Annotated in this window: 9 protein-coding genes; 1 reads left to right on the forward strand and 8 read right to left on the reverse strand. The window is 71.3% G+C overall.

The annotated features are described in order from the left end of the window. Positions 1 to 66: 66 nt before the first annotated feature. The 8 genes from topA to bldG form a co-directional block, all read right to left on the reverse strand. Positions 67 to 2895, reverse strand: a complete 2829-nt coding sequence (gene topA, locus NX794_RS07325; RefSeq protein WP_258777404.1) for a type I DNA topoisomerase — start codon at positions 2893 to 2895, stop codon at positions 67 to 69. Positions 2896 to 3162: 267 nt separating this feature from the next. Continuing rightward, a complete protein-coding gene (locus NX794_RS07330; RefSeq protein WP_258777405.1) occupies positions 3163 to 3360 on the reverse strand; it encodes a hypothetical protein in 198 nt (65 codons plus the stop codon). 209 nt (positions 3361 to 3569) lie between these two features. After that, positions 3570 to 4106, reverse strand: a complete 537-nt coding sequence (locus NX794_RS07335; protein WP_258777406.1) for a hypothetical protein — start codon at positions 4104 to 4106, stop codon at positions 3570 to 3572. 164 nt (positions 4107 to 4270) lie between these two features. Next, positions 4271 to 5791: a N5-glutamine methyltransferase family protein gene (locus tag NX794_RS07340; RefSeq protein WP_258777407.1), complete on the reverse strand. Its 1521-nt coding sequence runs from the start codon at positions 5789 to 5791 to the stop codon at positions 4271 to 4273. Positions 5792 to 5819: 28 nt separating this feature from the next. Next, the gene (locus NX794_RS07345) at positions 5820 to 6413 is read right to left on the reverse strand and encodes a small secreted protein (protein ID WP_258777408.1); all 594 of its coding nucleotides are present in this window, start codon (positions 6411 to 6413) and stop codon (positions 5820 to 5822) included. A gap of 225 nt (positions 6414 to 6638) precedes the next feature. Next, positions 6639 to 9044 carry a sodium-translocating pyrophosphatase gene (locus NX794_RS07350; RefSeq protein ID WP_258777409.1) on the reverse strand — a complete coding sequence of 802 codons (2406 nt, stop codon included), beginning with the start codon at positions 9042 to 9044 and terminating at the stop codon, positions 6639 to 6641. 327 nt (positions 9045 to 9371) lie between these two features. Beyond that, positions 9372 to 9800: an ATP-binding protein gene (locus tag NX794_RS07355; protein ID WP_258777410.1), complete on the reverse strand. Its 429-nt coding sequence runs from the start codon at positions 9798 to 9800 to the stop codon at positions 9372 to 9374. A 174-nt stretch (positions 9801 to 9974) separates the two neighbouring features. Continuing rightward, positions 9975 to 10316: an anti-sigma factor antagonist BldG gene (gene bldG / locus NX794_RS07360; protein ID WP_010986038.1), complete on the reverse strand. Its 342-nt coding sequence runs from the start codon at positions 10314 to 10316 to the stop codon at positions 9975 to 9977. A gap of 81 nt (positions 10317 to 10397) precedes the next feature. Between bldG and NX794_RS07365 the strand changes: the two genes are divergently transcribed. Beyond that, positions 10398 to 13028, forward strand: a complete 2631-nt coding sequence (locus NX794_RS07365) for a DEAD/DEAH box helicase (protein WP_258777413.1) — start codon at positions 10398 to 10400, stop codon at positions 13026 to 13028. The last annotated feature ends 49 nt before the right edge of the window (positions 13029 to 13077 follow it).

The following is a 13077-nucleotide window of genomic DNA, read 5'->3' on the forward strand; positions in this document are numbered from 1 at the left end:
GGCGTTCGCTCGACGGTTCGATTCGCGAAGCCGACAGAGCCCGTGCGGGGCCTTCTCAGGGGGCTGTCAGTCCTCGGCGCCGGAGGCGGTCGCCCGGGAAGCCGTCGCCTTCTTCGCGGTGGTCTTCTTGGCGGTCGTCTTCTTCGCGGTGGTCGTCTTCTTGGCCGCCGTCTTCTTGGCGGCGGTCTTCTTCGCCGGGGCCGTCTTCTTGGCCGCCGCCTTCTTCGCGGTCTTCTTGGCGGGGCCCTTCGCGCGCTTCTCGGCGAGCAGTTCGAAGCCGCGCTCCGGGGTGATCTCCTCGACGCTGTCACCGGAGCGCAGGGTCGCGTTGGTCTCGCCGTCGGTGACGTACGGACCGAAGCGGCCGTCCTTGACCACCACGGGCTTGCCCGAGACCGGGTCCTCGCCCAGCTCCTTCAGCGGCGGCTTGGCCGCGGCCCGGCCGCGCTGCTTGGGCTGGGCGTAGATCTCCTGCGCCTCCTCCAGCGTGATCGTGAAGAGCTGGTCCTCGGACTGGAGCGAGCGCGAGTCGGTGCCCTTCTTCAGGTACGGGCCGTAGCGGCCGTTCTGCGCGGTGATCTCCACGCCCTCGGCGTCCGTCCCGACCACCCGCGGCAGCGACATCAGCTTCAGCGCGTCGTCGAGGGTGACCGTGTCCAGCGACATGGACTTGAAGAGGGAGGCGGTACGCGGCTTGACCGCGTTCTTGCCGGTCTTCGGGGTGCCTTCGGGCAGCACCTCGGTGACGTACGGGCCGTAGCGGCCGTCCTTGGCGATGATCTGGTGACCGGACACCGGGTCGGTGCCCAGCTCGAAGTCGCCGCTCGGCTTGGCGAGAAGTTCCTCCGCCAGCTCGACGGACAGCTCGTCGGGCGCCAGGTCCTCCGGGATGTCCGCGCGCTGGTGGTTCTCGGAGTCCTTCTCACCGCGCTCGATGTAGGGACCGTAGCGGCCGACGCGCAGCACGATGTCGTTGCCGACCGGGAACGAGGACACCTCGCGCGCGTCGATCGCGCCCAGGTCGGTCACCAGTTCCTTGAGGCCGCCGAGGTGGTCCCCATCGCCGTTGCCGGCGTCGGCCGCGGCGCCCGTGACGGTGCCCTCGCCGAAGTAGAACCGCTTCAGCCACGGCACGGCCCGGGCCTCGCCGCGGGCGATGCGGTCGAGGTCGTCCTCCATCCTGGCGGTGAAGTCGTAGTCGACGAGCCGCCCGAAGTGCTTCTCCAGGAGGTTGACCACGGCAAAGGACAGGAATGACGGGACGAGCGCCGTGCCCTTCTTGAAGACGTAACCGCGGTCGAGGATCGTGCCGATGATCGACGCGTACGTCGACGGACGGCCGATCTCGCGCTCTTCCAGCTCCTTGACCAGCGAGGCCTCGGTGTAGCGGGCCGGGGGCTTGGTGGCGTGGCCGTCGACCGTGATCTCCTCGGCGGCCAGCGGGTCGCCCTCGGAGACCTGCGGCAGCCGGCGCTCGCGGTCGTCCAGCTCGGCGTTCGGGTCGTCGGCGCCCTCGACGTAGGCCTTCAGGAAGCCGTGGAAGGTGATCGTCTTGCCGGAGGCGCTGAACTCCACGTCCCGGCCGTCGGCGGCGGTGCCGCCGATCTTGACGGTGACCGAGTTGCCGGTCGCGTCCTTCATCTGGGAGGCGACGGTCCGCTTCCAGATCAGCTCGTACAGCTTGAACTGGTCGCCGGTCAGGCCGGTCTCGGCGGGCGTGCGGAAACGATCACCCGAGGGGCGGATCGCCTCGTGCGCCTCCTGCGCGTTCTTGACCTTGCCGGCGTAGGTGCGCGGCTGCGGGGGCAGGTAGTCGGCGCCGTACAGCTGCGTGACCTGGGCGCGGGCGGCCGCCACGGCGGTCTCGCTCAGCGTCGTGGAGTCCGTACGCATGTACGTGATGTAGCCGTTCTCGTACAGCTTCTGGGCGACCTGCATGGTCGCCTTGGCGCCGAAGCCGAGCTTGCGGCTGGCCTCCTGCTGCAGCGTCGTCGTACGGAACGGGGCGTACGGCGAGCGGCGGTACGGCTTCGACTCGACCGACCGGACGGCGAAGCGGGTGTTCTCCAGGGCGGCGGCGAGGGCGCGGGCGTTCGCCTCGTCGAGGTGGAGGGTGTTCGCGCTCTTGAGCTGCCCCAGGGAGTCGAAGTCACGGCCCTGCGCGACCCGCCGGCCGTCGACGCTCTGCAGGCGCGCGACCAGCGACGACGGGTCGGAGGAATCCCCCGCGCGGCCGGTGCCGAAGGTGCCCGTCAGGTCCCAGTACTCGGCGGAGCGGAAGGCGATGCGCTCGCGTTCCCGCTCGACGACGAGCCGGGTGGCGACGGACTGCACACGGCCCGCCGAGAGCCGGGGCATGACCTTCTTCCACAGCACCGGCGAGACCTCGTAGCCGTAGAGCCGGTCGAGGATACGGCGGGTCTCCTGGGCGTCGACCAGGCGCTGGTTGAGCTGGCGCGGGTTGGCGACGGCGGCGCGGATCGCGTCCTTGGTGATCTCGTGGAAGACCATCCGCTTGACGGGGATCTTCGGCTTGAGGACCTCCTGGAGGTGCCAGGCGATCGCCTCGCCCTCCCGGTCCTCATCGGTGGCGAGGAATAGCTCGTCGGAGTCCTTCAGCAGGTCCTTGAGCTTCTTGACCTGGGCCTTCTTGTCGGCGTTGACCACATAGATCGGCTGGAAGTCGTGTTCGACGTCCACACCGAGGCGGCGGACCTCGCCGGTGTACTTCTCGGGCACCTCGGCGGCGCCGTTGGGAAGGTCACGGATGTGCCCGACGCTCGCCTCGACTACGTAGCCGGGGCCGAGGTAGCCCTTGATCGTCTTCGCCTTGGCAGGCGACTCGACGATGACGAGTCGGCGGCCGCCCTGTGCGGTCTCGCTGGTCGGGGACAACTTGGCTCTTCTCTCCGGTCGACGCTGGGGCCTCCCCAGGCCTTCGTCCCGGGGTCGCGGCGTACTGCTGGCTCGTGTGACGCTGCGGAGTGTGACGGTACATCCCGCTCCCGTGTCAAACGGGAAAAGCCCACAACGGCCACTCGAACGGTAACCCGACTACCGTCATTCCTGCCGCCCGGAGTACCAGGCGATCACACGGCGCCTGTCCGGAGCGTGACGCTCCCTTTACTCCCCCGGCACCCCGGCGCCCGGGCTCCGCCGACGTCAGAGGCGGGTCAGGCAGTACGCGGCGAAGATCAGCGCGAGGGCGCCGGCCAGGCTCGCGAGGGTGGCCGATGCGACCCGGCTCACACCCTCGGCGACCGGCTCACCGCGCCGCAGCCTGACCCCGGTCCAGGTCAGCAGAGCGGCTCCGAACAGGGCGAACACCACTCCCGCGAAGATCGCCGGTGCGCTCTCCATGCCGTCCCCCTCGCCCTGCCCCGTCGGTCGTGCCCAGCGCCCGGAGAGTGGCACGCGCGGGAGGCCGGCGAGCGACATCGAGGTGAACGGAAGGCCGACGCGCCCTCGAACAGGCGATCGAGCACGGTCGGCCGGGCGTCGCCGCGCATATTTTTCGGCCGTTTTGCCAAGGGAGGTGAGGGAGGTGGGCGCGGACGGCGTGGCGGGGCTCACCGCAGACCCGCGACCTCCCGCAGGCAGGCGCGGTCGGCGGCGTCCGGGAAGCCGTCCGCCAGGCCGGCCACCTCAGGCGCGTGCGCGGCGAAGACCGCCCCGCAGCGCAGGCGCTCCGCGTGGTCGGCGGCGCCGCCGGAGAACCTCGGCACCGGCTCGTCCGCGTCGTACGGCGTGCAGAGCTCGGCGGCGAGGAGCAGCCCGCCGAGCAGGTCGGCCCGGACCGGAAGACCCGGATCGGCGGCGAGCCGGAGCAGGAACGGCAGCGCCACCGGCATCACCGCGCTCAGCCGGAAGACACCGTCCATGAGCACGTTGTCGAGGACCCGCTGGGCCTCGGCGGCGGCATCGGGATCGAGCAGGCCCCGCAGGACGGCCGGCACCCCGGCGGGGCAGCCGGGGATCTCGGACCAGGCGATCTCGTCACAGCCGCGCAGCACGGGATGCGTGCCGCCCGCCTCGGTGACCCGGGGATACGCCCGAAGGAACCGGGCGACCTCGGCCTCCTTGGCCGCCGCGTCCAGCACGCACATCGCTGTTCCCCGCTCCCCCACGTGACCCGGCCTGGCTCCGACGAGCATCCCATCCGCGCGGCACCCTCCCGTCACCGGGACGCCTGCGCGCCTCCGGGGACGCGGGTACGACGGCAGGCGTACGCGGCACCCGCACCCCCGCCGGTGCCGCTACGCGCCACGCCTCAGCCAACCGGCTCCAGGAAGCCCTGCTCCACCAGCAGCCGGATCTGCGCCGGCGTGCGGTCGCGCAGCAGTACCGGGTCCTCGTGCACGAGCTGGGCGATGGCGTCCAGGATGCGGCCCGCGCTCAGCGAGCCGTCGCACACGCCCGCGAAACCGGCGCCGACCGTGTCCACCTTGGTGGCCCGGCGCATGCCGCGGTGCTGGCGCAGCACCACGTGCTCCGGGTCCTCGGCGCCGGGCAGCCCGACCTGCTCCTGGACCACTTCCGCGGTCAGCCGGAAGTGGCTGTCCAGCAGCGCCGCGTCGTCGTGCGCGCGGAGGAAGTCGAGTCGCTCGAAGTGGTCCCGGATCGCCTCCCCGAGCGGCTGCTCCACCGGGTGCGGCCACTCCTCCACCGTGACGACGGGCTCGGCGGAGCCCGTCCGGCGCAGGGTGATCCAGCCGAAGCCGACCGCCTTCACCTTGCGCGCCTCGAACTCGTCGAGCCAGGCGTCGTAACGCGCCTGGTACTCCACCGGGTCCCCGCGGTGGTCCCCGGCGTCCCTCAGCCACAGCTCGGCGTACTGCGTGACGTCCTGCACCTCGCGCTGCACGATCCAGGCATCGCACCCGCGCGGCACCCACGACCTGAGTCTGTCCTGCCAGTCCTCCCCTGCCACGTGCTGCCAGTTGGCGAGGAACTGCGCGAACCCGCCCTCGGTCAGCCGTTCCCCCGCCTGCTGAACGAGCGAGCGGCACAGATCGTCCCCGCCCATGCCACCGTCCCGGTAGGTCAGCCGGGCGCCCGGCGAGATGACGAACGGCGGGTTGGACACGATCAGGTCGAAGGTCTCGTCGTCCCGGACCGGTTCGAACAGCGAGCCCTCGCGCAGGTCCGCGGCGGGGGCGCCGGAGAGCGCGAGCGTGAGCGCGGTGATGTGCAGCGCGCGCGGGTTGAGGTCGGTCGCGGTCACGCGCGTGGCGTGCTGCGCGGCGTGCAGCGCCTGGATGCCGGAGCCGGTGCCGAGGTCCAGCGCGGCGGCGACGGGCGCCCGGACGGTGATGCCGGCGAGGGTCGTGGAGGCGCCGCCGACGCCCAGGACCACGCCTTCGTCGCGCTGTCCGATGCCGCCCGCGCCGCCCACCGCGCAGCCAAGGTCCGAGACGATGAACCAGTCCTCGCCGTCCGGGCCGCCGTAGGGCCGTACGTCCACGGTCGCGGCCACCTCGTCGCCGCCCGCGCGCGTGAGCCAGCCGGCCGCCAGGGCCTCCTCCACCGGCAGTACGGCCGCCACGCGCGCGTGCGGCACGGGCTGCTGGAGCAGGAAGAGCCGTACGAGCGTCTCCAGCGGCGTGTCGCCGCGGGTGGCCCGGAGCGCGGGCACGGTCTCGCTGCGGGCCAGCGCCGCGTACGCGGGCGCGCCGAGCAGATCGAGCAGCCCGTCGGCGGTGAAGGTGGCGGCCAGCAGCGCGTCCCGCAGACGCGCGGCGGTCTCGGGCCGGTCGGAAGCGGGCAGGGTGGCGAGTCCGGAGTCAGTCACGCCCCCATTGTGGCCCGTGACGGGCGGCTCAGCCCGTGGCGGCCGAAGGCGTCGCGGAGGTCTTCGTGCAGCCCTTCTGCTGGCTGACCGCCTCGTTGACGTCGCCCTTCTCCAGGTTCTGCAACGCGCTGATCGCGCCGTCGTACTGCCCCGACACCGCCTTCATCCGCTCCGAGAGGTCGCTGAGACCGGAGGCGAACTTGGTCTGGTTCTTGGTGTCGAGCCCGTCCACCCGCTTCTTCAGGTCGGCGTAGGCCGCGGACAGCGCCGTGAGCTTCTTGACGGCGTCCTGCTGCTTGCGCTTGCCGTCCTCGATGCCGGGGGGCGCCCCGGCGTTGCCGAGGGTCGTGGCGCGGGCCTTGAAGCCGTCGGCCAGTTCCTGGAAGGCCTGCGAGTCGGTCTTCTGCACGTCCTTGGGCGGGCCGTCCTTGGCGACCGCCGCGAGCGCGTCGAAGGCCTCGGAGATCTTCGCCTGCTGGGCGGGCAGCGGGTCGCACACCGACTTGGCCCAGGACACCAGCTTCGGGTCGGGCCCCTTGTCGCCGTCGCTGCCGCCGCATCCCGACAGCGCCACCACCAGTACCGCACCGCCGGACAGCGCGGCCGTGAGCTTCTTGTTCACCGGACAGGTCCCTTCCACGGCTCTCGGCCCCCGGAATCTACACGGCGGACGCGCACATCCCCTCACCCGGACGTCCTGTAGATCAGCTTTTGTGACTCTTCGCACCGCAGGAGAGAAGGCTCACGGCATGGAGCGGCGGCGTCAGCACGTGCACACGGGAGCGGGCGGGCGGGGCGTCAGTACGCACCGCCCGCCCGCCTGTCGTAGAGGCCCTCCGCCGTCGGCCTACGAAACCACCGCCGCGTCCGACGAGTTGGCGACCCGACCGGTGCTCTCGTCGTCCCCGACGGCGATCCCGCGCCGTTTGGAGATGTACACGGCGACGAGGATCACCAGGAAGGCGAGGATCGCGACACCGATCCGCACGCCGAGGTTCTTGTCGTCGCCGTAGGAGAACTTGATCACCGCGGGCGCGATCAGCAGCGAGACCAGGTTCATGACCTTCAGCAGCGGGTTGATCGCCGGTCCGGCGGTGTCCTTGAAGGGGTCGCCGACCGTGTCGCCGATCACCGTGGCCGCGTGTGCCTCGCTGCCCTTGCCGCCGTGGTGGCCGTCCTCCACCAGCTTCTTGGCGTTGTCCCAGGCGCCACCGGAGTTGGCGAGAAACACCGCCATCAGCGTGCCCGCGCCGATCGCGCCGGCCAGATAGGAGCCGAGCGCGCCGACGCCGAGCGTGAACCCGACGAAGATCGGCGCCATGACGGCGAGCAGACCCGGCGTGGCCAGCTCCCGCAGGGCGTCCCGGGTGCAGATGTCGACGACCTTGCCGTACTCGGGCTTCTCGGTGAAGTCCATGATCCCGGGCTTCTCGCGGAACTGCCGCCGCACCTCGAACACCACCGAACCCGCCGACCGCGACACGGCGTTGATGGCCAGCCCGGAGAAGAGGAAGACGACCGCGGCGCCCGCGATGAGGCCGACCAGGTTGTTGGGCTGCGAGATGTCCAGGGACAAGCTCAGCGGCGCGCCGGGACCGGTGAGCTTCGCCCCGACGTCCTGCACGTTGGTGGTGATCGCGTCGCGGTACGACCCGAACAGCGCCGACGCGGCGAGCACGGCGGTGGCGATGGCGATGCCCTTGGTGATGGCCTTGGTGGTGTTGCCGACCGCGTCCAGGTTGGTGAGCACCTGCGCGCCCGCCCCCTCGACGTCGCCGGACATCTCGGCGATGCCCTGCGCGTTGTCGGAGACCGGCCCGAAGGTGTCCATGGCGACGATCACGCCGACCGTGGTGAGCAGGCCGGTGCCGGCCAGGGCCACCGCGAACAGCGCCAGCATGATCGACGTGCCGCCCAGCAGGAACGCCCCGTACACCGACAGCCCGATGAGCAGCGCGGTGTAGACGGCCGACTCCAGGCCGACCGAGATGCCGGCGAGGACGACGGTGGCCGGTCCGGTGAGGGAGGTCTTGCCGATGTCCCGGACCGGTCGGCGAGTGGTCTCGGTGAAGTAGCCGGTCAGCTGCTGGATGACAGCCGCCAGCAGGATGCCGATGGCCACCGCCACCAGGGCCAGGATCCGCGGGTCGCCGTCCTTGCCCTTGATCGCCGCGTCCGTCACCCCGGCGAGGCCGGAGTACGTCGACGGCAGGTAGACGTAGACCGCGACCGCGACCAGGACGAGGGAGATCACCGCGGAGACGAAGAAGCCGCGGTTGATCGCGGTCATGCCGCTGCGGTCGGTGCGGCGCGGGGCGACGGCGAAGATGCCGATCATCGCCGTGATCACCCCGATGGCGGGCACCAGCAGCGGGAAGGCCAGTCCGGAGTCACCGAAGGCGACCTTGCCGAGGATCAGCGCGGCCACCAGGGTGACGGCGTAGGACTCGAACAGGTCGGCCGCCATGCCCGCGCAGTCGCCGACGTTGTCGCCCACGTTGTCGGCGATGGTCGCGGCATTGCGCGGGTCGTCCTCCGGAATGCCCTTCTCGACCTTGCCGACCAGGTCGGCGCCGACGTCGGCGGCCTTGGTGAAGATGCCGCCGCCCACCCGCATGAACATCGCGATCAGGGCGGCGCCGAGGCCGAAGCCCTCCAGCACCTTCGGCGCGTCGGCGGCGTACACCAGCACCACGCAGGAGGCGCCCAGCAGGCCGAGCCCCACCGTGAACATGCCGACCACACCACCGGTGCGAAATGCGATCTTCATCGCGGTGTGCGAGACGGTGGTGAGATCCTTTTCGGGTTCACCGACGGCCGGCGTGGCTTCCCGGGCGGCCGCGGCGACGCGCACATTGCTGCGCACGGCGAGCCACATGCCGATATAACCGGTGGCCGCCGAGAACGCGGCTCCGATCAGGAAGAACACCGAGCGTCCGGCTCGCTGATTCCAGTCGTCCGCGGGCAGCAGCAGAAGCAGGAAGAAGACGACGACGGCGAATACGCCGAGTGTGCGCAGTTGCCGGGCGAGATACGCCTTGGCGCCTTCCTGGACCGCCTCGGCGATCTCTTTCATGCTGTCGGTGCCCTCGCCGGCCGCCAGCACCTGGCGCAGCAGGATCCCGGCGACCACCAGCGCGGCCACGGCGACCGCCGCGATGACGGCCACGAGGATCCGGTTGTCGTCGGTCAGGACCGCTGCCGCGAGGTCTGTGGGACGTACCGACTGCTGAGGGGTAGAAAGCCCCGCCATTCGTCCTCCTTGACGCTTGGGCTGAGCTCAAGATGTGGACGGATTGTAGGTACCACGGAGTGATCTAAACAGGGGACGGGAAACGGAAATGGCCTACTCGTCCTTCCCCATAAATGATCGCGATCACACCACGGAACCCGAAAGGGCTAATGCCTCAGGGGCATTGACGGCGACATTGAGCCTTGATCCATCACCTGGGCTATTGATCGTGAATTCCTTCACGAATTCGCCAGGCCACCGGAAGCGCTCTGTGAAGAGGCAGGCCGGAAAACACGACGAGAGCCCTGCTCGGCAGGGCTCTCGGGAGTTGGGCGGGCAGTGGCCGGGTCAGAGTGCCGCGACGGCCGGCGGGGTGGTGGGCCAGGTCATCCGGATCAGACCGCCGTTCCGGCCGGTGGTGACCTCCACGTCGTCCACGAGGCCGCTGATGACCGCGAGGCCCATCTCGTCCTCCTCGGCGTCGGTCTCGGGCACGCCGCCGGGCGTGTCGCCGCCCGGCACGGCGTGCGGGGCCTCGTCGCCGACCTCGATGGAGAACTGTTTCTCCTCTTCGATCAGCGCCACCTTCACCGGTGCCGTGATCCCGCCGCTCTGGTGCAGTCCGACGGCGCGGGAGCAGGCCTCGCCCACGGCGAGCCGGACCTCGTCCAGGACGGCCTCGTCCACTCCGGCCCTGCGCGCCACCGCTGCCGCCACCAGCCGGGCGGTCCTGACGTGCTCGGGCAGCGCGCTGAAGCGGAGTTCGACGGTGGCCATGCATCCCCCTCGCGGCTACGGGCGTGCGGTCGGGGGCGGGGCCGCCGAGAGCCCGCACCCCTGATGTACTTGAGTGCCCCGGGTCCCGGCGACCGTCTGGGTCCGGGAAACCGGGGCGGGACCGGCCGACGACCGGACCCCCGCGGGAGCCCGGCGCCGGACGACGGTCCGGGGTCAGTCGGTGGCCGCCACCGCTTCCTCGACCGAGGTGTGGATCGGGAACACCTTGGTGAGGCCGGTGATACGGAAGATCTTCAGAATGCGCTCCTGGTTGCACACCAGGCGCAGCGAGCCCTCATGGGCACGCACCCGCTTCAGGCCGCCGACCAGCACGCCGAGTCCGGTGGAGTCGAGGAAGTCCACGCCCTCCATGTCGACGACGAGGTGGAAATTGCCGTCGTTCACCAACTCGACCAGCTGCTCGCGCAGCTTGGGCGCGGTGTATACATCGATTTCGCCACCGACCTCGACGACCGTACGATCGCCGACAGTACGGGTCGACAGGGACAGGTCCACGGATCCTCCAGCACCTTGCTATCGAGCGGTCGCCCCTCGGGCACCTCGGCTTACGGCCCTCGGGACGTTTCGCCAGCCGCGATGGCATTCAATCACTTACCGGCAGGCGTGCACGACGCCTTGGCTCCATTGTCCGTCACTCCAGTGACACACTCGGTGCCGATGGCCAAGAATCTCCGAACCGATCGATCCCCGGCGGACCCGGCATCCCGCCCGTCTCCGGGCGCGGTCCTGGACCGGCTCACGTCCGGGCCGAGCCGGGCTGCGCGCATCACTCATACGGAGCACTTGCCCCCGCGCGCGGGCCGCCATGCAGTCTGGCCTGATCGAATTCGCTCAGAGGTGATCGCGGCCATTCAGGCGTGCGGCATCGAGCATCCCTGGGCCCACCAGGCGCTGGCCGCCGAGCACGCCCTGGACGGCGACTCGGTGGTCGTCGCCACCGGCACCGCCTCCGGCAAGTCCCTCGCCTACCTCGTACCGGTCCTGTCGGCCCTGCTGGACGGCGCCGAGGCCCCGAACGGACGCGGCGCCACCGCCCTGTACCTGTCCCCCACCAAGGCGCTCGCCGCGGACCAGTGCCGGGCCGTGAAGGAACTTTCCCAACCTCTGGGCAACGCCGTACGCCCAGCCGTGTACGACGGCGACACCCCGTTCGAGGAACGCGAGTGGATCCGCCAGTACGGCAACTACGTGCTGACCAACCCCGACATGCTGCACCGCGGGATACTCCCGTCCCACCCGCGCTGGTCCTCCTTCCTGAAGTCGCTCCGGTACGTCGTCGTCGACGAGTGCCACACCTACCGCGGTGTCTTCGGCTCGCACGTCGCCCAGGTGCTGCGCCGCCTGCGCCGCCTGTGCGCCCGCTACGGCTCCTCCCCGGTCTTCCTGCTGGCCTCCGCGACCGCCGCCGAGCCCGCCGTCGCCGCCCGCCGGCTGACCGGCCTTCCCGTGACCGAGGTCGCCGACGACGCCTCGCCGCGCGGGGAACTCGTCTTCGCCCTCTGGGAGCCCCCGCTCACCGACCTGCACGGCGAGCGGGGCGCGCCCGTACGGCGTACCGCCACCGCCGAGACCGCCGACCTGCTGACCGACCTGACCGTGCAGGGCGTGCGCTCGGTCGCCTTCGTCCGGTCCCGGCGCGGCGCGGAGCTGATCTCCGTGATCGCCCAGGAGAAACTGGCCGAGGTCGACCGCTCCCTGGCCCGCCGGGTCGCCGCCTACCGGGGCGGCTACCTCCCCGAGGAGCGGCGCGCCCTGGAACGCGCCCTGCACTCCGGGGAACTCCTCGGCCTCGCCGCCACGACGGCCCTGGAGCTGGGCGTGGACGTCTCGGGTCTGGACGCGGTGGTGATCTCCGGCTACCCCGGCACCCGCGCCTCCCTGTGGCAGCAGGCCGGCCGCGCGGGCCGCTCCGGACAGGGCGCCCTGGCGGTCCTGGTCGCCCGCGACGACCCGCTGGACACCTTCCTCGTCCATCATCCCGAGGCCCTGTTCGCCCAACCGGTGGAATCGACCGTCCTGGACCCCGACAACCCCTACGTCCTCGCCCCGCACCTGTGCGCCGCCGCCGCGGAGATCCCGCTGACCGAGGAGGACCTGGACCTCTTCGGACCGGCCTGCGCCGACGTGCTCCCGCAGCTGGAGGCCGCGAAGCTGCTGCGCCGGCGGACCCGGGCCTGGCACTGGACACGCCGGGAGCGGGCCGCCGACCTGACCGACATCCGCGGCGCGGGCGGCCGTCCCGTGCAGGTCGTGGAGACCGGCACCGGCCGCCTGCTCGGCACGGTCGACGCGGGCGCCGCGCACTCCACGGTCCACGAGGGCGCCGTCCACCTGCACCAGGGCCGCACCTACCTGGTGCGCTCCCTCGATCTGGAGGACTCCGTCGCCCTCGTCGAACAGGCCGACCCGCCGTACTCGACGGTCGCCCGCGACACCACCGCCATCTCCGTCCTGGAGACCGACACCGAGATCCCCTGGGGTTCCGGCCGGCTGTGCTACGGCTCCGTCGAGGTCACCAACCAGGTGGTCTCCTACCTCCGCCGGCGCCTGATCACCGGCGAGGTGCTGGGCGAGACGAAACTCGACCTCCCTCCTCGTACGCTGCGCACCCGCGCGGTGTGGTGGACGGTCACCGAGGACCAGCTGGACGAGGCCCGGATCACCCCGGAGATCCTCGGCGGCTCCCTGCACGCCGCCGAGCACGCCTCGATCGGCATGCTGCCCCTCTTCGCGACCTGCGACCGCTGGGACATCGGCGGCGTCTCCGTGCCGCTGCATCCCGACACCCTCCTTCCGACGGTCTTCGTCTACGACGGCCACCCCGGCGGCGCGGGCTTCGCCGAGCGTGCCTTCCACACCGCCCGCTCCTGGCTCACGGCCACCCGCGAGGCCATCGCCTCCTGCGAGTGCGACGCCGGCTGCCCCTCCTGCGTCCAGTCCCCCAAGTGCGGCAACGGCAACGACCCCTTGCACAAGAGAGGGGCCGTCCGCCTCCTGACGGTGCTGCTGCGGGAGGCGCCGGGGGACGAGGCAGCGGAGATGCCGGGGGCGGGCTCGGCGGAGGCGCCGGGGGAGACGGGGACGACTCCGGCCGCGCGGGTGGAGCAGGGGCCGACGGAGGCGGGGGCGGTTCCGGCCGCCCCGGTGGAGCAGGGGCCGGAGCCGGCAGAAGGTGCGGAGGCCGGGAGGCGAGGGGCCGAGCAGTAGCCACTCCGGTCGGCCGGACAGGAGGCAGGGTGCTGCCCGGAGCAGCCCG

It is taken from the genome of Streptomyces pyxinicus (assembly GCF_024753135.1).
GTDB classification, from domain to species: domain Bacteria; phylum Actinomycetota; class Actinomycetes; order Streptomycetales; family Streptomycetaceae; genus Streptomyces; species Streptomyces pyxinicus.

Coding starts and splice junctions, on each gene's coding strand:
- NX794_RS07330 (WP_258777405.1), bottom strand. CDS start 3,360: ATGGAGAGCGCACCGGCGATCTTCGCGGGAGTGGTGTTCGCCCTGTTC.
- NX794_RS07335 (WP_258777406.1), bottom strand. CDS start 4,106: ATGTGCGTGCTGGACGCGGCGGCCAAGGAGGCCGAGGTCGCCCGGTTC.
- NX794_RS07350 (WP_258777409.1), bottom strand. CDS start 9,044: ATGGCGGGGCTTTCTACCCCTCAGCAGTCGGTACGTCCCACAGACCTC.
- NX794_RS07355 (WP_258777410.1), bottom strand. CDS start 9,800: ATGGCCACCGTCGAACTCCGCTTCAGCGCGCTGCCCGAGCACGTCAGG.
- NX794_RS07365 (WP_258777413.1), top strand. CDS start 10,398: ATGGCATTCAATCACTTACCGGCAGGCGTGCACGACGCCTTGGCTCCA.